The 18,733-nt window shown below is 72.4% G+C and carries 17 protein-coding genes; 4 read left to right on the top strand and 13 right to left on the bottom strand.

Annotated elements, in window-relative coordinates; genetic code table 11:
* Positions 1 to 90: 90 nt before the first annotated feature.
* The 3 genes from ABZX40_RS39720 to ABZX40_RS39710 all read right to left on the bottom strand — a co-directional run bounded on the left by ABZX40_RS39720 (position 91) and on the right by ABZX40_RS39710 (position 2,582).
* Positions 91 to 474: a peptidase inhibitor family I36 protein gene (locus tag ABZX40_RS39720; protein WP_355750368.1), complete on the bottom strand. Its 384-nt coding sequence runs from the start codon at positions 472 to 474 to the stop codon at positions 91 to 93.
* A 157-nt stretch (positions 475 to 631) separates the two neighbouring features.
* A complete protein-coding gene (locus ABZX40_RS39715; RefSeq protein ID WP_355750366.1) occupies positions 632 to 1,666 on the bottom strand; it encodes an esterase-like activity of phytase family protein in 1,035 nt (344 codons plus the stop codon).
* Positions 1,667 to 1,739: 73 nt separating this feature from the next.
* Positions 1,740 to 2,582, bottom strand: a complete 843-nt coding sequence (locus ABZX40_RS39710; protein ID WP_355750363.1) for a serine hydrolase — start codon at positions 2,580 to 2,582, stop codon at positions 1,740 to 1,742.
* A gap of 198 nt (positions 2,583 to 2,780) precedes the next feature.
* Between ABZX40_RS39710 and ABZX40_RS39705 the strand changes: the two genes are divergently transcribed.
* A complete protein-coding gene (locus tag ABZX40_RS39705; protein WP_355750360.1) occupies positions 2,781 to 3,599 on the top strand; it encodes an endonuclease in 819 nt (272 codons plus the stop codon).
* Between the two features lie 52 nt (positions 3,600 to 3,651).
* Here the strand turns inward: ABZX40_RS39705 and ABZX40_RS39700 are convergent, their stop codons facing one another.
* The 3 genes from ABZX40_RS39700 to ABZX40_RS39690 all read right to left on the bottom strand — a co-directional run bounded on the left by ABZX40_RS39700 (position 3,652) and on the right by ABZX40_RS39690 (position 7,940).
* On the bottom strand, positions 3,652 to 5,337 hold the full coding sequence (locus ABZX40_RS39700) for a thiamine pyrophosphate-binding protein (RefSeq protein WP_355750358.1): 1,686 nt from the start codon (positions 5,335 to 5,337) through the stop codon (positions 3,652 to 3,654).
* Positions 5,334 to 6,356, bottom strand: coding sequence for an agmatinase (speB, locus tag ABZX40_RS39695; RefSeq protein ID WP_355750356.1), 1,023 nt, complete (start codon positions 6,354 to 6,356; stop codon positions 5,334 to 5,336). The genes ABZX40_RS39700 and speB overlap by 4 nt, the downstream gene beginning before the upstream one ends.
* 108 nt (positions 6,357 to 6,464) lie before the next feature.
* The gene (locus tag ABZX40_RS39690) at positions 6,465 to 7,940 is read right to left on the bottom strand and encodes a sodium:solute symporter (protein ID WP_355750353.1); all 1,476 of its coding nucleotides are present in this window, start codon (positions 7,938 to 7,940) and stop codon (positions 6,465 to 6,467) included.
* Positions 7,941 to 8,156: 216 nt separating this feature from the next.
* Here ABZX40_RS39690 and ABZX40_RS39685 point away from each other — a divergent pair, with 216 nt between their 5' ends.
* Positions 8,157 to 9,743 carry a helix-turn-helix domain-containing protein gene (locus ABZX40_RS39685; protein ID WP_355750350.1) on the top strand — a complete coding sequence of 529 codons (1,587 nt, stop codon included), beginning with the start codon at positions 8,157 to 8,159 and terminating at the stop codon, positions 9,741 to 9,743.
* 96 nt (positions 9,744 to 9,839) lie between these two features.
* Positions 9,840 to 10,634 carry a phosphatase gene (locus ABZX40_RS39680; protein ID WP_355750348.1) on the top strand — a complete coding sequence of 265 codons (795 nt, stop codon included), beginning with the start codon at positions 9,840 to 9,842 and terminating at the stop codon, positions 10,632 to 10,634.
* Positions 10,635 to 10,655: 21 nt separating this feature from the next.
* On the opposite strand, the gene ABZX40_RS39675 is transcribed toward ABZX40_RS39680, so the two are convergent.
* The 7 genes from ABZX40_RS39675 to ABZX40_RS39645 form a co-directional block, all read right to left on the bottom strand.
* The gene (locus ABZX40_RS39675) at positions 10,656 to 11,636 is read right to left on the bottom strand and encodes a cation diffusion facilitator family transporter (RefSeq protein ID WP_355750346.1); all 981 of its coding nucleotides are present in this window, start codon (positions 11,634 to 11,636) and stop codon (positions 10,656 to 10,658) included.
* Between the two features lie 10 nt (positions 11,637 to 11,646).
* A complete protein-coding gene (locus tag ABZX40_RS39670; RefSeq protein WP_355750343.1) occupies positions 11,647 to 12,513 on the bottom strand; it encodes an acyl-CoA thioesterase II in 867 nt (288 codons plus the stop codon).
* Between the two features lie 52 nt (positions 12,514 to 12,565).
* Positions 12,566 to 13,723, bottom strand: a complete 1,158-nt coding sequence (locus ABZX40_RS39665; protein WP_355750340.1) for an acyl-CoA dehydrogenase family protein — start codon at positions 13,721 to 13,723, stop codon at positions 12,566 to 12,568.
* A 49-nt stretch (positions 13,724 to 13,772) separates the two neighbouring features.
* Positions 13,773 to 14,816 (bottom strand): amidohydrolase family protein, encoded by a 1,044-nt coding sequence (locus ABZX40_RS39660; protein WP_355750338.1) that lies wholly within the window; start codon positions 14,814 to 14,816, stop codon positions 13,773 to 13,775.
* A gap of 77 nt (positions 14,817 to 14,893) precedes the next feature.
* Complete coding sequence (ligK, locus tag ABZX40_RS39655; RefSeq protein WP_355750335.1) at positions 14,894 to 15,577, bottom strand: 4-carboxy-4-hydroxy-2-oxoadipate aldolase/oxaloacetate decarboxylase; 684 nt, start codon at positions 15,575 to 15,577, stop codon at positions 14,894 to 14,896.
* A gap of 20 nt (positions 15,578 to 15,597) precedes the next feature.
* Positions 15,598 to 16,617 carry an amidohydrolase family protein gene (locus ABZX40_RS39650; protein ID WP_355750332.1) on the bottom strand — a complete coding sequence of 340 codons (1,020 nt, stop codon included), beginning with the start codon at positions 16,615 to 16,617 and terminating at the stop codon, positions 15,598 to 15,600.
* Positions 16,617 to 17,840: a 4-oxalomesaconate tautomerase gene (locus ABZX40_RS39645; protein ID WP_355750329.1), complete on the bottom strand. Its 1,224-nt coding sequence runs from the start codon at positions 17,838 to 17,840 to the stop codon at positions 16,617 to 16,619. The genes ABZX40_RS39650 and ABZX40_RS39645 overlap by 1 nt, the downstream gene beginning before the upstream one ends.
* Positions 17,841 to 17,966: 126 nt before the next feature.
* Between ABZX40_RS39645 and ABZX40_RS39640 the strand changes: the two genes are divergently transcribed.
* Entirely contained in the window at positions 17,967 to 18,725 is a 759-nt protein-coding gene (locus ABZX40_RS39640; RefSeq protein ID WP_355750326.1) for an IclR family transcriptional regulator, read from the top strand.
* Positions 18,726 to 18,733 lie beyond the last annotated feature (8 nt).

Raw genomic sequence — 18,733 nt, 5'->3', positions numbered from 1 at the left:
GACGGAGGAACTCCCACTCCTCATCAGACAGCTCATGACGACGTATCACCCGACCATGATCCACCACGCAAGATCAATTGAAGACACGCCCTAGCAGGGCTTGAAGGAGCTGATCTTGTCGTTGATCCAGCTCGGGACGGAGCCCCAGCGCTCCCACGGGCCGATCCTGAACTGAAGGCCCGTCATGTAGGAGTGCTCGTAGAAGCAGTAGGCCGACCCCGTGTTGTTGACGATCGAGGAGGCGAGGTCGTGGCCGAACGTGGGGGTTCCTTGCGGCAGGGTGCCGGGGCTCCCGAAGACATAGACGCCGCCGTTGTAGTCGTTGTGCTCCCAGTAGCACACCGCCCACCCGTTGCAGTCCGATGCCGCCGCGGCGGCGGGAGTGGCGTTCATGAGACCGGCCGAGGCGGCGAGTGTGGCGGCGCCGAAGAAGAGCGCGGCACGGCGCTTGACGTTTGCGGTGAGGGCTGTCATGCGCACGAAACTAGCCATCCGCGGGTCCGGCGGCAGGAAAGCGTTCCGGAACTTCCCGGCGGCACCCGGAGTCGGCCTGAACGGGCAGAGTTGAGGGGGCGGAGGGGGCAGGACCGGCCCCGCCGCATCCCCCGCAACGGGCGCGGGGCCGCCCCCCTCAACCCCCCACCCGAACCCCCAACTCATAGAACCGCGTGATCTGCGCCGCGTTCTGGTTGTCGTCGCTGGCGAGGAGGACCTCAAGACGGCGGCCGGAGCGGGCGGTGCCGGTGAGGGTCATCGCCTCGATGTTGTCGAGGAGCGGGTTGGGCTGGGGCTGGTGGGCGGGGGCGCCCAGGTCGGGGCAGTCGACCAGGTCGGCGAGGAGGGTCTTGGTGATCGGGCGGATGGACGGACCGTCGGTGAGGTGGTCGACGCCGCTGGTGTCCGTGGCCCGGCGCGGGTCGGCGAGGTAGAGGCGGACCGTGTTGCCGGTGCCTGCCGTGAAGCCGCGTTCCAGGACGAGGAGACGGCCGTCGGGGAGGGCGGTGATCTCGGGGACGCCGAGGCCGGTGTCCGCGCGGTAGGCGTACTGGGGGCCGAGGGTGAAGGCGCCCTTCGGGGCGGGGCGCCGCCAGGTCTGGAAGCGGACCGTGCCGGGGGTGTCACCGGTCAGCGCGTACTCCATGGCGGCCAGCAGGGTGCGGCCGTCGCGGGTGAGGGTCAGGCCCTCGAAGGTGCCGTTGGGGGTGGCCCGCCCGGCGGGGGTGACGCGCAGGGCGTCCGGCACCGGGAGGCGGGCGAGGATCTCGCCGTCGCGGGAGTAGCGGCGTACGGCCGGCTCGCCCTCCGTCGAGATGAGATACGTACCGTCCTTGTCGACCACCAGGCCCTCGGAGTCCAGGGCGGTGCCGGTCTCGTCGGCCAGGGGGAGGACGGAGCGGGGGCGCAGCGTGCGGCCGTCCAGGGAGAAGAGGGCCGAGCGGTCGGAGAGGGCGGCGAGGGTGCCGCGCCGGTCTGTCGCGAGCGCGGAGATGTTGCCGACGTAGGTGCCGTCGTGGGTCGTCTTGTCGAGGGCGTCGGAGTAGCCCTCGATCGTGACCGACGGTGAGCAGGCGGGGGCGGAGGCCGACGCGGGGGTGGTCAGGCAGGTCGCGGCGGCCAGGGTCGCGGTGAGGGTGGCGAGGGCGGAGCGGAGCGGTCTCGGGCGCATGGGGGCACGGTAGGGCGGGTGGGTGTCCGGGGGTGGGACTTCCCGTGAAGGGACGGCCGGGCGGCAGGGAGTGTCAGCTCGCGGCGAGGTCCTTGTGGACGGCCTTGGCGACGCCCTGGATCGTGGTGATCCCGTAGTTCATGGTGCTGTTGCCATGGGTCAGCACGGTGATCGAGTAGTCGTGGCCGCCACCCTTGAAGGTGCCGACGCTGTGCACGCGCCAGCCGTGGGTGGAGCGCTGGAGCCAGCCGTTCTTGACGGCGACGGTGACACCGGAGGGGACGCCGTAGGGGGTGCCCCATCGCTGGGACGACACCACCTTGCTCATCTGCTTGGTGATGTAGGCGCGCGCGTTGTCGCTGAGGACGCTGTTCTTCGCGGTGATCAGCTTCATCAGCTTCTGCTCGTCGGTGACGGTGATCTGGGTGAGGCCCCAGTAGCCGTTCGCGCCGGGCTTGGTCCGGGTCATCTTCGCGGCGGTGAGGAAGCCCTTGATCTTCGTCATGCCGAGCTGCTTCCACAGGGTGGAGGTCGCCGCGTTGTCCGACTTGGTGATCATGGCGGTGGCGAGCTGGGTCTCGCGGGTGGTGAGGAAGCGGTTGGTCTTCTTCGCGTCCCAGAGCAGCGCGGCGAGGACGGTGACCTTGACGACGCTGGCGGAGTCGTAGGCGGTGGACGCGCGCAGGGTGCAGGTGGTGCTGGTGGAGCGGTCTTGGACGCCCACGGCGACCGTGCCCTTGCGGCCCGCAAGGGCGGCGGTGATGTCCTTCTTGAGCTTGGCGGCGAGGCCGGCCTTGGCCGACGTACAGGTGACGGTCGGCGCTGCGGCGGCCGACGCGGGGGTGATGGCGGCCACGCTGGCGACGAGTACGCCGCCGGCGACCCATCGCGCGCTTCTGGATATCCCGAAAGTCATGCCCGCTACGACTGACGGACCCGGGGGAACGGTTGTACGTCCTGGCCAAAGCTGGCCGTTCCGTTACCGGAGGGGATGGTGCCGGGACATCGGCGTGACACCCGACACACAACGGACACGTGACCGACACCTCGCGGTCCTCATGTCCATGCCACCCTCAAGGTGCCCGCTCATCAACCCGCGTAGAACGGACACCCCATGCCCGTGACGCAGCTCCCCCGCAGCCGCGGCCGACGTCGCCGCCCGGTCGCCCTCGCCGCCTCGGCCGTCCTCCTGGCCGTGGCCTTCCCCGCCCTCTCGGCGACCCCGGCCACCGCCACCACCACCGCCTACGACGCCACCTACTACGCCCCCGCGATCGGCAAGACCGGCCCGGCGCTGAAGACCTCCCTGAACACGATCATCAGCAAGCAGACCAAGATCTCGTACTCGGCGGTCTGGGAGGCCCTGAAGGTCACCGACCAGGACCCGCGCAACACCAGCAACGTGGTCCTGCTCTACTCGGGCCTCTCCCGCGCCAAGTCCGCCAACGGCGGCAGCACCGGCCAGTGGAACCGCGAGCACGTCTGGGCCCAGTCGCACGGCGACTTCGGTACGGCCACCGGACCGGGCACCGACCTCCACCATCTGCGCCCGGAGGACGTCCAGGTCAACTCCACCCGGGGCAACAAGGACTTCGACAACGGCGGCTCCGCCTTCACCAACAGCGGCGGCAGCCTCACCGACTCCAACTCCTTCGAGCCGCGCGACGCGGTCAAGGGCGATGTGGCCCGCATGATCCTCTACATGGCCGTCCGCTACGAGGGCACCGACGGCTGGCCCGACCTGGAGCCCAACGACACGGTCACCAACGGCAGCGTCCCCTACCACGGCCGCCTCTCGGTCCTGAAACAGTGGAACGACGAGGACCCCCCGGACGCCTTCGAGGAACGCCGCAACGACCAGATCTACACGAACTACCAGGGCAACCGGAACCCGTTCATCGACCACCCGGAGTGGGTGGAGGCGATCTGGTAGCGAGCCGGGAGGGGCGGGAGGGCGGCCATCGACGCGCCGCCCTCCGGTGCCGTCAGTCCAGATGCGTAGCCGCGAACATCCGCAGCACCGCCGGAAGCACCACCACCGACGGCCCCGGCTCCCCCAGTGCCTTCCTCAGGTCCGTTTCCAGGGTTTTTGGGGTCGTGCGGATGCCGGGGACGCCGAAGGACTCCGCGAGGGCGGCGTAGTCCGGGCGGGTCAGTTCCGTCGCCGTGGGCCGGCCGAAGGCGTCGGTCATGTACTCGCGGAGGATGCCGTAGCCGCCGTCGTCGATGATCAGCCAGGTGACCGGGAGGTCGTACTGGCGGGCGGTGGCGAGTTCGGCGATGGAGTAGAGCGCGCCGCCGTCGCCGGAGACGGCGAGGACCGGGCGGGTCGGGTCGGCCGCCGCGGCGCCCAGCGCGGCCGGGAAGCCGTAGCCGAGGCCGCCCGCGCCCTGTGCCGAGTGCATGGCGTTGGGCGAGCCCGGGTCGAAGGCGGACCAGGCCCAGTAGGCGAGGATCGTCATGTCCCAGAAGGACGGGGAGGTGGCGGGGAGGGCGGCCCGGACCGCCGCCAGGGTGTTCTGCTCCAGGGTGAGGTCCTGGGCGGCGATGCGATCGCGGACCCGGGTGAGGACGTCCCGTACGCGATCCCTCGCGGCGTCGTCGGGGCGGGGCGCCACCGTCTCCAGCAGGGCCTGGAGGGCCAGGCGGGCGTCCGCGTGGATGCCGAGGGCGGGGTGGTTGGACTCCAGTTTGCCGAGGTCCGCCTCGATCTGGATGACCCGGCCGCGCGGGGCGAAGGTGTGGTAGTTCGAGGAGAGTTCGCCGAGGCCCGAGCCGATGACCAGGAGGACGTCCGCGTCCTGAAGGAATTCCGTGGTGTGGCGGTCCTCCAGCCAGGACTGGAGGGAGAGGGGGTGGGTCCAGGGGAACGCGCCCTTGCCGCCGAAGGTCGTCACCACGGGGGCGTTCAGCTTCTCGGCGAGGGCGAGGAGCTTGCCGGAGGCGTCCGCGCGGACGACGCCACCGCCCGCGATGATCGCCGGGCGGGCGGCACCGGAGAGCAGCGCAGCCGCCACGGCGGTCAGCTCCACCCGGGGAGGGAGGTCCTCCGGGGTCGCGTCCACCCCGGTCACCACCGGGAGGGAGGTCTGCGCGAGGAGGACGTCCTGCGGGATCTCCACCCATACCGGGCCGTGCGGGGCCGTCAGCGCCGAGCGCCATGCCTCCGCTACCGCCGACGGGATCTGGGACTGGGCGCGGACCGTGTGGACGGACTTCACCACGCCCCGGAAGGACGCCGACTGGTCGGGGAGTTCATGGAGGTAGCCGTGGCGTCCGCCGCCCAGGCCCGCCGTCGGGATCTGGCTGCTGATCGCGACGACCGGGGCGGACGCGGCGCGGGCCTCCTGGAGGGCGGCGAGGGAGGTCAGCGCGCCGGGGCCGGTGGAGAGGAGGAGGGGGGCCGCCTCGCCGGTCGTCCGGCCGTAGGCGTCCGCCGCGAAGCCCGCGTTGTTCTCCACCCTCAGGCCGATGTACCGCAGATCGCTGCGGCGCAGGGCGTCGAACATGCCCAGCGCGTGCTGGCCGGGCAGCCCGAAGACGGTGGTCGCGCCCAGCCCGGCCAGGGTCTCCACGACCAGGTCGCCGCCGTTGCGGCCGGCCGGGGGGTTGAGGGCCGCGATGGTCTGCGCCTCGGTGGGGCGCAGTACCAGGTCGTGGTCGTGAGTCACTTGGCTCCGGAACCCTTCTCCGCCGTCGCCGCACCGGCCGTCGCGCGGGCCTCGGCGATCTGGCGGGTCATGATCGTGGTGAGTTCGTACGCCGTGTGGGACGCGGCGACCGAGGTGATCTCGGCGTGGTCGTAGGCCGGGGCGACCTCGACCACGTCCGCGGACACCAGGTGGCAGGAGGCCAGCCCGCGCAGGATCTCCAGCAGCTCGCGGGAGGTCATACCGCCCGCCTCGGGCGTGCCGGTGCCGGGCGCGTGGGCCGGGTCGAGGCAGTCGATGTCGATGGAGATGTAGAGGGGGCGGTCCCCGATGCGCTGCCGGAGCTGGTCGGCGATCTCGTCGGCGCCCCGGCGGTAGACATCCGCGGAGGTGACGATGCCGAAGCCCATCTTCTCGTCGTCGGTGAGGTCCTGCTTGCCGTAGAGCGGGCCGCGGGTGCCGACATGGGAGAGCGCGGAGGTGTCGAGGATGCCCTCCTCGACCGCGCGGCGGAACGGCGTGCCGTGGGTGTACTCGGCGCCGAAGTAGGTGTCCCAGGTGTCCAGGTGGGCGTCGAAGTGGAGCAGGGCGACGGGGCCGTGCTTCTTGGCGACCGCGCGCAGGAGCGGGAGCGCGATGGTGTGGTCGCCGCCCAGGGTCATCAGCCGGGCGCCGGTGCCGAGGAGGTCGTCGGCCGCGGCCTCGATCGTCTCGACGGCCTCGTGGATGTTGAACGGGTTCACCGCGATGTCCCCGCCGTCCGCGACCTGCGCGAGGGCGAAGGGGGAGGCGTCCTGGGCGGGGTTGTAGGGGCGCAGCAGCCGGGACGCCTCGCGGATGGCGTTGCCGCCGAAGCGGGCGCCGGGCCGGTAGGAGACACCGGAGTCGAAGGGCACGCCCACGACGGCGACCTCCGCGGTGCCGACCTCGTCCAGCCGGGGCAGCCGGGCGAAGGTGGCGGGCCCGGCGTACCGGGGGATCCGGGAGGAGTCGACGGGACCGACGGGACCGCGGGGCGTCTCGGTGCTGCTGCTGCTCATGGTGGCTTGCCTTCTCTCTTACCTTCTGGCCGTTTCGTCGCGCATACGTGAATAGTCGTGTATGCGTGAATAGTGGCGGATGAACGACTTACGGCCGCTCATTCGACTTTACTGGTGGGCCGGGACCGGCTCCGCCTCGGCGTCCGGGTCGGGCGCCCGCCCCGCCAGCCGCTCCCGCCAGGCCGCCAGCACGGCCGCGTCGGTCGCCGGGGTGGCCAGCGAGACGACGACATAGGCGGCGAGGGAGGCCAGCAGCCCGTAGTAGATGGGTTCGTTGGCGAGGATGCCGAAGGACGCCATCAGCACGACCACCGAGATCCCGCCGACCGCGACCCCCGCCAGCGCCCCCTGCACGGTGCCGCGCTTCCACAGCAGCCCGCCGAGGATCGGCACCAGCAGACCGCCGACCAGCAGGTTGTACGCCACGGTCAGCGCCTCGACCACATCGTTGAGCGCGATGGCCGCGAGGATCACGGCGACGCCCATGAGGAGGATGAAGGCGCGGTTGCCCTTCACCTCGTCGTGCGGCTCACCGGTGGTGGCCCCCGGTCGGACCAGCCCGCGCAGCCGGGCCCAGATGTCGTTGTTGGCGACGGTCGCGCAGGCGATCAGCGCGCCGGAGGAGGTGGACATCACGGCGGCGAGCGCGGCGGCCAGCACCAACCCCCGTACCCCCATGGGGAGTTCGTCCTTGACGATGGTGGCGAAGGCGTCGTCCGGGGAGGCCAGGTCCGGGTACATCACCTTGGCCGCCGTACCGATCACCGCACCGGCGACCGCGTACGCCAGGCAGTAGGTGCCGGCGATGGTGCCGCCCCACTTGGCGGTGCGGTCGCTGCGCGCGGTGAACACCCGCTGCCAGATGTCCTGGCCGATGAGCATGCCGAAGGTGTAGATCAGGACATAGGTGAAGATGGTCTCGCCGCCGATGCCCAGCGGGTCGAAGTACTCGGTCGGCAGCTGCGCCTTCATCTCCGCGAAGCCGCCCGCCTTGACCACCGCGATGGGCAGCAGGAGCAGCAGCACCCCGATGGTCTTCACCACGAACTGCACCATGTCGGTGAGCGTGATCGACCACATCCCGCCGAGGGTGGAGTACGCCACGACGATCGAGCCGCCGATGACGATCGCCAGGGTGCGGTTCACATCGAAGAGGACGTTGAAGATGGTCGCGTAGGCGATGGTCGAGGTGACCGCGAGCATCAGGGTGTACGCCCACATCACCACGCCGGAGATCATGCCCGCCCGGCCGCCGTAGCGCAGATCGAGCATCTCGGAGACGGTGTAGACCTTCAGCCGGGAGATCCGCGCCGAGAAGAAGATGGACAGGGCGAGGAGCCCGAAGCCGATGGTGAGGACCAGCCAGGCGCCCGACAGCCCGTACTGGTAGCCGAGACCGACACCGCCGATGGTGGACGCGCCGCCGAGCACGATCGCCGCCATGGTGCCGGAGTACATGGCGGGGCCGAGCCGCCGTCCGGCGACGAGGAAATCGCTCTTGGACTTGGCGCGGCGCATGCCCCACCAGCCCATGGCGAGCATGCCGGCCAGATAGACGACGATCACGATGTAGTCGACGGCCATAGGGGCCCTCCTTCGCGCACCTCGGTGGCGTGTCGTGCAGATGGGGACGTGTCCGGCGGCGGTTCACGGGGACGGTCACCAGGGCGGTCGCGGGGACATCCGCCCGTACCCGCGTGCCCGGCGCCGCCGGTCTGGACCGACCCTAGGTGGCCGGAAAGCGACTGCGAAGTGTACGTTTCATCCATTCGAACGGAACGGGATGGAGGAAGCGCACACATGAGTCGTCCGATACAGGAAGGACCCCTGTCCCCCGCCCCGCCGATCCCCCAGCCCCTGCCCGTACCTCCGACCCCGCCCACCCCGCCCGTCCCGCTGTCCGCGCTGCTGGCCCGCGAGGACCTGGCGCTGCGGCAGATCGCCGGGCCGGACGCGTCCGGCGTGATCATCCATGGCGCGCTCACCACGGAGATGTCCGACCCGTACCCGTATCTCCTGGGCGGTGAGCTGCTGCTGACGGCGGGCGTGCACATCACGGAGGCGGCCGGTTCCGGCACCTACTTCGACGACTATGTGGGCCGGGTCGCCGCGGCGGGCGGAGCGGCCGTCGGCTTCGGGGTGGCGCCGGTCCACGACACCGTACCCCGGGCCCTGGTCGCGGCCTGCGAGTCCCGGGGGCTGCCCCTGCTGGAGGTGCCACCGGCGACCACCTTCGCGGCGGTGGCCCGCGCGGTCTGGGAGCTGATGGCCCAGGTGCGCCACGCGGAGCTGCGCCGGGTGACCGAGGCCCAGCGGAGCCTGGCCGCCGCCGCGGCCCGCCCCGACCCGGTGCCGTCGGTCCTGCGCCGGCTCTCCCAGCGGGTGGGCGGCGGCCGGGCGGTGCTGTACGGGCCGCGGGGCGACGAGATCGCGGGCGCGGGCCCCCGTCCGGACGGCCCGGTGGACGAGGCCCTGTCCCGCCTCACCCGCCTGGTGACCAGCCGCTCCTCCACCACCGCCACCGACACCCTCGACGGCGTCCATCTCACCGCCTACGCCCTCGGCGCCGGTCAGGGCTTCGCCCTCGGCCTGGCCGCCCCGCGCCGCGACCCCGCCGACCACACCATCGCCTCCCTGGCCGCCGTCCTCCTCTCCCTCCTCACCGGCGAGCACCAGAGCGGTACGGCGGCCACCCGCTCCTCGGCGCTGGTCCGGCTGCTGCTGGGCGCCCCCACCGCCGAGGTGGCCCCGCTCCTGACGGACGGCACGGGCATCGGTGCCAGTACAGGCACGAACACCGACGCCGGTTCGGGTTCCGGTTCCGGCGCCCCCCTCTGGCGCGTGGTCCACGCCCGCCCCACCGCCCGCCCCGCCGACCCCCTCGCCGCCTCGGGCCTGGGCGCGGCACTGGGCTCGGCCCTGGTCGACCTGGACGAGGACGAGGGCACCGTACGGGTCCTGCTGCCCCCCGGGCGGGACGCCCTCCCCCAGCCGGGCTGGACCCTGGGGGTGAGCGCCCCCGCCGCGCCCGCCGACTGGCCGTCCGCCGACACCCGGGCCGCCCGCGCGCTGGCCCGCGCCCGCGCCACCCGCGCCCCGCTGGTGCGCCACGGCGCCCGCTCCGCCCTCGCCGAGCTGATCCCCGAGGACGAGGCCACCGCCCACGCCCGCGCCCTGCTGGCCCCGCTCGCGGACAGTGCCGCCCTCACCGACACCCTGCGCACCTGGCTCTCCCTGCACGGCAGCTGGGACCGCACCGCCGTCGCCCTCTCCGTGCACCGCAACACCGTCCGCCAGCGCGTCGCCCGCTGCGCGGCCCTGCTGGGGACGGACCTCGACGACCCGGACGTCCGGATGGAACTCTGGTTCGCGCTGCGCCGGGTGTGACGGCCGAGGACACGAGGCGGGCATGATCGCGTGACCCACGTCCCAGCGGGCGGGACATCGGGGACGGGCGCGGGGATGTGGCCCACAATGGGAGCCATGCCGATACCCGGGACACCGACACCCAGCCGCGCCGAACTCGTCGACCACCTCGTCAAGACCCGTATCGCCGGCGAGGTCGCCACGCCGCGTGAGAACAACCTCTCCCACTACCGTCAGCTCGCCAACGGCGTCCGCAACTTCTGGCTCGGCCTGGAACTGGGCGACCGCTGGACCGACGAGCAGGACGTCCTCGCGGTGATGGCGGAGCGGGTCGGTGTCAACGACGACCCGGAGTACCGGTACGGACAGGACACCATCGACCCCGAGCTGACCGTCGCCGGGCTGGACCGGCTCGCGGCCCGGCTGCGCAAGGCGGCGGCGGGCACCCAGCGCGTACTGTTCGCGACCGGCCACCCGGGCGGGCTGCTGGACGTCCACCGGGCGACGGCCGCCGCGCTGCGCACCGCCGGCTGCGAGATCGTGGTCATCCCGGACGGCCTCCAGACCGAGGAGGGCTATGTCATGCAGTTCGCGGACGTGGCCATGCTGGAGCACGGGGCGACGCTGTGGCACACCCACTCCGGTGAGCCGATGAAGGCGATCCTGACCGCGCTGGAGCGCGACGGCCGCCCGCTGCCGGACCTGGTGGTCGCCGACCACGGCTGGGCGGGCTACGCCGGGCAGCACGGGGTGGAGTCGGTGGGCTACGCCGACTGCAACGACCCGGCGCTGTTCATCGCGGAGGCGGAGGGCACGGTCCAGGTGGCGGTCCCGCTGGACGACCATGTGGTCAGCCCCCGCCACTACGACCCGATGACGGCGTATCTGCTGTCGGAGGCGGGCCTGTACTGACGCCCTGACCCGATCAGCGGCTCACGGCCAGGGATCGAGCCCCTCCTCGCGGCGTTGCGCATACCCCGGCGTCGGGTCGAGATACACCCGCCCGATCGCCGGGAACGCCTGCCGCAGCCGGGCCTCGGCGATCTCGCAGGCCCACTCCACCTGCGCGGCCGTCGACACGTCCCGGAAGTCGACCTTGGCGGCGACCAGCGCCTGCCGGGGTCCCTGGACCAGGGTGGTCAGCTCCAGTACGGCCTCGATGTGCTCGACGGCGAGGAGTTCGGCCCGGATGCGCTCCCGCATCGGCCGGGGCAGGGCGCGCCCGATGAGCAGTACGGCGTTGGAGCGGCCCAGCACCCAGGCGACGTACAGCAGGAGCAGGCCGATCAGCAGGGACGCCAGGCCGTCCCAGACGCCGGAGCCGGTGAGCTGGCCGCCGAGCAGCCCGCCCGCCGCCAGCAGCAGACCGGCGAGGGCGGCGGTGTCCTCCAGGACGACGGCCTTCACGGCGGTGTCGGGGGTGTGCCGCAGATACCACCGGAAGGGCGCCTTCAGCCGGGCGGCCTCCCCGCGCGCCTGCCGCACCCCGGTCCGCAGGGAGTAGCCCTCCAGCAGGAAGGCGATCCCGAGGACGAGGTACGAGACGAGAGGATCACCGGGTTCCTCGCCCTCGACCAGGGTGTGGACGCCGTCGTAGAAGGAGAAGACGGCGCCGCCGACGAAGGTGGCGACGGCGGCGAGCAGGGCCCAGATGTAGCGCTCGGCGCCATGGCCGAGGGGGTGGTCCTCGTCGGCCGGCCGGACCCCCCGCTTCAGGGAGACCAGGAGCATCAGCTCGGTGACGGTGTCGGCGACCGAGTGGGCGGCCTCGGAGAGCATCGCGCTGGAGCCGCTGATCACCCCGGCGACGGCCTTGGCGACGGCGATCCCGAAGTTCGCGGCGGCGGCGACCAGCACGGTACCGACGCTCTCGCCGCCGCTCTCCTCCGAGCTCTCCTGCTGTGGTGGGGCCATGCCCTCAGTCTCACCGAGGGACGCGGACCACGCCCTCCTGGATGACGGAGACGGCGAGCCGCCCGTCCCGGGTGTAGATCCGGGCCTGGCCGAGCCCGCGCCCGCCGTACGCCGCCGGTGACTCCTGGTCGTAGAGCAGCCATTCATCGGCGCGGAAGGGCCGGTGGAACCACATGGCGTGGTCGAGGGAGGCCCCGACCACGTCCCCGACCGCCCAGCCGCCCCGGCCGTGGGCGAGCAGCACCGAGTCCAGCAGGGTCATGTCGGAGACATAGGTGGCGAGGACGACATGGAGGAGGGGGTCGTCGGCGAGCTTGCCGTTGGTGCGGAACCAGACCTGGGAGCGGGGCTCGCGGGGTGCGCCGAAGCGGCCGAACGGGGGTTCGTCGGCGTACCGCAGATCGACGGCCTCGCCCGCGGCGCGCAGATGCTCGACCGCCGCGGGGTGGAGATGGGGGTAGCCGCGCAGCCGTTCCCCGGCGGTGGGGAGGGTCTCGGGGTCGGGCGCGGGCGGCATGGGGGTCTGGTGGTCGAGTCCGTCCTCGTACGTCTGGAAGGACGCGGAGAGCGCGAAGATCGGCTGGCCGTGCTGGACGGCGAGGACGCGGCGGGTGGTGAAGGAGCGTCCGTCACGCATCCGTTCGACGGTGTAGACGATGGGGGCGCCCGGGTCGCCGGTGCGCAGGAAGTAGGCGTGCAGGGAGTGCGGGAGGCGCTCGGCGGGGACGGTGCGGCCCGCGGCGACCATCGCCTGGGCGGCGACCTGTCCGCCGAAGACCCGGGGGACGACGGCGGAGCGGGACCGGCCCCGGTACATGTCCTCCTCGATCTGCTCCAGGTCGAGCAGATCGAGGAGGGAGTGGAGTGCGTCGGTCATACCGTGGTGCCTGTGCTTGTACCTGTACCTGTGCCTGTCATGGGGGACGGCCCTAGAGACCCATGTCCTTGGCGATGATCGTCTTCATGATCTCGCTGGTGCCGCCGTAGATCCGGTTGACGCGGTTGTCGGCGTAGAGACGGGCGATGGGGTACTCGTTCATATAGCCGTAGCCGCCGTGGAGCTGGAGGCAGCGGTCGATGACCCGGTGGGCGACCTCGGTGCAGAACAGCTTGGCGCTGGCGGCCTCGGCGGCGGTCAGCTCCCCGGCGTCGAGCGCTTCCAGGGCCCGGTCGGCGACGGCCTCGGCGGCGTCCACCTCGGCCTGGCAGGCGGCCAGTTCGAACTTGGTGTTCTGGAAGTGCGCGACGGGCTTGCCGAAGACGATCCGCTCCTGCACATATTGCTTGGCGAACCGTACGGCGGCCCTGGCCTGGGCGTAGGCCCCGAAGGCGATGCCCCAGCGCTCGGACGGCAGATTGGCCCCCAGGTACGAGAACCCCTTGTTCTCCTCGCCGAGCAGATCCTCCACCGGCACCTTCACATCGACGAAGGCCAGCTCGGCGGTGTCGGAGGTGCGCAGCCCCAGCTTGTCGAGCTTGCGGCCGATGGAGTAGCCCTCGGACCGGGTGTCGACGGCGAGGAGGGAGATGCCGTGCCGCCGGTCCTCCGGGGTCGCGGGCGCGGTGCGGGCGCAGACGATGACGCGGTCCGCGTGGACGCCGCCGGTGATGAAGGTCTTGGAGCCGTTGAGGACGTAGTGGGTGCCGTCCTCGCTGAGACGGGCGGTGGTCTTCATCCCGGCGAGGTCGGAGCCGGTGCCGGGCTCGGTCATCGCGATGGCCCACATCTCCTCGGCGGAGACGAACTTGGGCAGATACCGCTTCTTCTGCTCATCGGTGGCGAGCGACTTGATGTACGGCAGGGCGAGCAGCACATGCACCCCGGAGCCGCCGAAGGTGACGCCCGCGCGGGCGGTCTCCTCGTACTGGACGGCCTCGAACTTATGGCTGTCGAGCCCGGCGCCGCCGTACTCCTCCGGGACGTTGATCCCGAAGAGGCCCAGCTCGGCGAGTTGGCGGTAGAACGCGCGCGGGGCCTGACCGGCGGCGAACCACTCGTCGTACACCGGCACGACCTCGGCCTCGATGAAGGCGCGGAGGGTCTCCCGGAACGCCTCGTGATCCTCGTTGAACACCGTACGACGCACGCCGCCTCCTCCTGCCGGATGGCTACCGGAGCCATGTCTAAGCGCTTGCTCACTCCAACCGTACCGGCGAGTACGATCCCGCGTCCAGACCGCCCGATGTGGTGCGCGCCCCACTTTCCGGCACCTCCCCCCGCTCCGGCGCCTCCCCCCTTTCCGGCGCCGCCCCGCTCTCCGGCGCCCGCTCGCCCGGCCAGTACAGCCGCCACGGGTTCGCGACGAGCAGCTTGTGCCGGGCCTCGGGGGTGACGGCGACCCGCTCGACGTGATCCACCAGCAGCCCGTCGTCGGGCATGTGGTCGCGGAGATTGGGGTGGGGCCAGTCGGTGCCCCACAGCACCCGGTCCCCGAACTCCGCCACCGTCCGCCGCCCGAACGGCACCACATCGGCGTACGGGCGCGGCTCGCCGTGCGTGGCGGGCGGGCCGGTGACGGTGAGCCGCTCGGGGCAGGTCACCTTGACCCAGATGTCGTCGCGGCGCTCGACGAACCGCAGAAAGCCGGAGAACTCGGGTCCGCCGACCGGCCGGGTCACATCGGGGCGGCCCAGATGGTCCACCACGAGGGGCGTGGGCAGGTCGCCGAAGAACCCCGCCAGCTCCGGCAGGTCGGCGGCCTCGAAGTACAGCACGAGGTGCCAGCCGAGGGGCGCGACCCGGGCGGCGAGGGCGGCGAGATCCTCCCGGGACGGGCCGACGCCCAGCCGCCGCAGAAAGGTGAACCGCACCCCGCGCACCCCGGCCGCGTCCAGCCGCCGCAGCTCGGCGTCCGTGACCCCGGGCCGGACGGTGGCGACACCGCGGGCCCGCCCGCCGTAGGCGCGTACGGCGTCGAGCATGGCCCGGTTGTCACCGCCGTGGCAGGTGGCCTGGACGACGACGGCCCGCCCGATGCCGAGGTGCCCGTGCAGGGTACGGAGCTGCTCCGCACCGGCGTCGCAGGGGGTGTAGGTGCGCTCGGGCGCGAAGGGGAAGCGGGCCTGGGGCCCGAAGACATGACAGTGGGCGTCGACGGTGCCGGGGGGCAGGGGGAGGCGGGGCGGGGAGGGCTCGGGACAGGGGGCGAGCCAGCCGGGGGTTCGGGGGGCGGGGGTCATGAAGGGCTCCTGGAGAGAGGGATCAGCCGAGGTGGCGCAGACCGGCCGCACGCAGCGGCCCACGCACGCCGTCGAAGTCAGTCGACATACCGCAGCCCCGCCGCACGCAGCGGCTCGCGCATGCCGTAGAGGTCGAGGCCCAGCTCTCCGGCCGCGAAGCGCTCGCGCTTCTCCTCCTCCGCCGCCTCCCGGCGGGCCGCCGCGTCGGCGACCTCGGCGACCCGCCCCACCGGGACGACGACGACCCCGTCCGCGTCGGCGATCACCACATCCCCCGGCCGCACCAGCGCACCGGCGCAGACGACGGGCACGTTCACCGACCCCAGGGTCGCCTTCACCGTGCCCCTGGCGTTGACGGCCCGGCTGAAGACCGGGAAGTCCATGGCCTCCAGCGCCGCCACGTCCCGGCAGCCGCCGTCGATGACCAGACCGGCGCAGCCCCGGGCCCGCATCGAGGTGGCCAGCAGCTCACCGAAGAAACCGTCCTCGCTGTCGGCGGTACAGGCCGCCACCACCACATCGCCGGGCCGGATCTGCTCGGCGGCGACATGCAGCATCCAGTTGTCGCCGGGCTGGAGCAGCACGGTGACGGCGGGACCGCGGAGCCGGGCGCCCGGGTAGACGGGCCGGAGCCGGGGGCGCATGAGTCCGGTGCGGCCCATGGCCTCGTGGACGGTGCTCACCCCGAAGGGGGCGAGGGCGTCGAGGTCGGCCGGGGAGGGGCGGGTGATGGTGCGGTGGACGACTCCGAGTTCGTACATGTCCGTGCTCTCGCTCTCCGTCAGCGGCTGTGGTGGGGGAGCTGGGCCGCGAGCCGGGGATGGACCCGGCGGGCGTTGTGCTCCTGGACGGCGGCCAGGTCGGTGGGGGTGAGCCCGGCGTTCTCGACATAGCGGCGGGTGTCGTCGAAGTGGTGGCCGGTGCGGGGGTCGACGCCCCGGACGGCGCCGATCATCTCCGAGGCGAACAGCAGATTGCGCGCCGGGACGACCCGGCAGAGGAGATCGATGCCGGGCTGGTGGTAGACGCAGGTGTCGAAGAAGACATTGCCGAGGAGGTGTTCCTCCAGCGGGGGGCGGCCCAGCGCCGAGGCGAGGCCCTGGAAGCGGCCCCAGTGGTAGGGGACGGCCCCGCCGCCGTGCGGGATGATCAGGCGCAGGGTCGGGAAGTCGGCGAAGAGATCGCCCCGCACGAGTTGCATGAAGGCGGTGGTGTCGGCGTTGAGATAGTGCGCGCCGGTGGTGTGGAAGGCCGGGTTGACACTGGTGCTGACATGGATCATCGCCGGGATGTCATACGTCACCAGCGCCTCGTAGAGGGGGTACCAGGCGCGGTCGGTGAGCGGCGGGGCGGTCCAGTGGCCGCCGGAGGGATCGGGGTTGAGGTTGACGGCGACCGCCCCCAACTCCTCGACGCAGCGCGTGAGTTCGGGCAGGCAGGTGCCGGGGTCGGCGCCGGGTGACTGGGGCAGCATGGCGGCCGGTGCGAACCGCTCGGGGAAGAGCCGGGCGACCCGGTGGCAGAGGTCGTTGCAGAGGGCGGCCCAGCGGGCGGAGGTACGGAGGTCGCCGATGTGGTGGGCCATGAAGGAGGCGCGGGGGGAGAAGACGGTGAGGTCGATGCCGCGCTCGTCCATGACGCGGAGCTGATTGCCCTCGATGCTGCGCCGGATGTCGTCGTCACTGATACGGGGCTCGGCGGGGCCGGGTCCGCCGTCGGCGAGGGCGGCGATCTGCCGGGTGCGCCAGTCGGCGAGGGCGGGTGGGGCGGTGGTGTAGTGGCCGTGGCAGTCGATGATCATCACCGGGCCTCCTCAGGGGTGCCGTCGAGCCGGTGCGGGGCATCGGCGTTCCGAGGGGCGGCGGACGCGGGGATCATGACCTCACCGGCCATGATGAGCCGAGCGGTGCGGACGAGGGCCGAGCGGACGACCCGGCGGGGACGGGTACGGGTCAGCCCCAGTCGCAGGGTGAACTCCCCGGAGGGATGCTCCACGGAGACCTGGAGGTCACCCCCTGCGTCGGGAACGTCCGGAAGAACCGCCGACCCATGGGCCACCGACCCCTCCAGCACACACGCCGTCGCGACGGTGACGGCGGCGAGGACACCGATCGAGCGATGGCAGACCCGGGGAACGAAACTGCGGGTGGCGATGGCTCCCCCGCGCTGCGCGGGCGCGACCAGCGTCATCTTCGGATAGTTCCTCGCGGTCACATCCCCGAGCCCCATCAGCTCACCGCACACCAGCCGCAGCGCCTCGACCCGCGCCCGGAGCCCGTCGTCGGCGTCGAGCGCGTCGACGGCCTCGTACCCGGTGCGGCCCAGGTCGGCCGCGGCGACCACGACCACCGGCTGCCCGTTGTCGATGCAGGTGACGTCGACCGCGCCGAGGCCGGGCACGGTGACCCGGTCACGCACGCTCCCGGTCGGCAGCAGCCCCGCGCAGACGGACCCGGCGGTGTCCAGGAAGCCGATGGTGACCGGGGCCCCGGTCCCGGGCACACCGTCGATCCGGGTGTCACCGGCGTATCCGACCCGCCGATGGCCATCGGCGCCGAGCGGGGTAGGGACGGTGATCTCGGCGACGAGCCCGGTGTTGAGGGTGAGGACCCGCGCGGTGGTGGTGTCGCCGCGCGGGGCGAGCAGCCCGGCCTCCACGGCGAACGGCACCACGGCGGCGAGCAGGTTGCCGCAGTTGGCGGTGAGGTCGACCAGCTCACTGCCGGGCTGGAGCTGGGCGAAGGCGAACTCCAGATCGACGCCGGGCCGGGTGCCGGGGCCGACGATCCCGGCCTTGCTGGTCAGCGGGTGGGCCCCGCCGAGCCCGTCGATCTGGCGGGGGTCGGGCGAGCCCAGCGCGGCGCGCAGGACGGCGTCCCGGGCGGCCGGGTCGGCGGGCAGATCGGCGGCGCGGAAGAAGGGCCCGCGCGAGGTGCCACCGCGCAGGAACCAGCAGGGCACGGCGAACTGATCGCCGTGGCTTCGTCGCGAGGGGCGCTCGGTGCCCCCTGTCTGGCTTCGCATTCCGGCCTCCGTGGGCGTCTCGCGCTTCCGACGGCAGCCTGTCCGCCGCGCGCGGCCCCGGGGCTACGATTTCCACCCTGAGGAAAACTTCGAGGACTCTGCGTTCATGACGGGAGCGGAGGGGCCATGCCCGACAACAGCGTCACCAGCACCGCACGGGCCCTCGCCGTCCTCGACTGCTTCAGCGCGACGACCCCGGCGCTGACCCTCTCCGAGATCGCGCGGCGCCTCAGCCGTCCCGTCTCCTCCACGCACCGCCAGCTCCGGGAGCTGACCCGCTGGGGCGCGCTGGAGCGGGACGCGTCCGGCCGGTACTCGATCGGACTGCACCTGTGGGAGGTGGGCTCGCTGGCCCCGCGCAGCAAGAGCCTGAGCGAGGCGGCGCTGCCGTTCCTGGAGGACCTGAGCGCGGCGACGCACCAGAACGCGCAGGTGGCGATCCTGGACGGGGGTGAGGTGGTGTTCGTGGAGCAGGTCTTCAGCCATCACGCCACGCGGATCGTCGCCCGCCCGGGGATCCGGCTGCCGCTCCATGTCACGGGCGTCGGCAGGGTGCTGCTGGCCCACGCGGGGCCGGATGTGATCAACGGGGTGCTCGACACGGGTCCGCTGCGCCGCTACACCGAGTACAGCGTGGTGGACCCGGCGGCACTGCGCCGCGAACTGGCCGCCGTCCGCCGCGACGGCTTCGCCTTCAGCGACCGCCAGTTCGAACGGGCGTCGGCGTCGGTGGCGGCGCCGGTCCGGGGGCCGGACAACACGGTGGTGGCGGCGCTGTCGATCATCGCCCCGTCCCGCGAGGGCACGGCCCGCGCCCTGGCCCCGGCGGTGGTCACGGCGGCGCGGGGGGTGTCCCGGGCACTGGGGGCAGGGCCCCGGCGATGACCTGGGCG

The sequence above is a fragment of the Streptomyces sp. NPDC004610 genome (assembly GCF_040609715.1).
Classification (GTDB): Bacteria; Actinomycetota; Actinomycetes; order Streptomycetales; family Streptomycetaceae; genus Streptomyces.
Note: the sequence above shows the minus strand (reverse complement) of the source record. Positions and strands in the feature narration are given on the sequence as shown.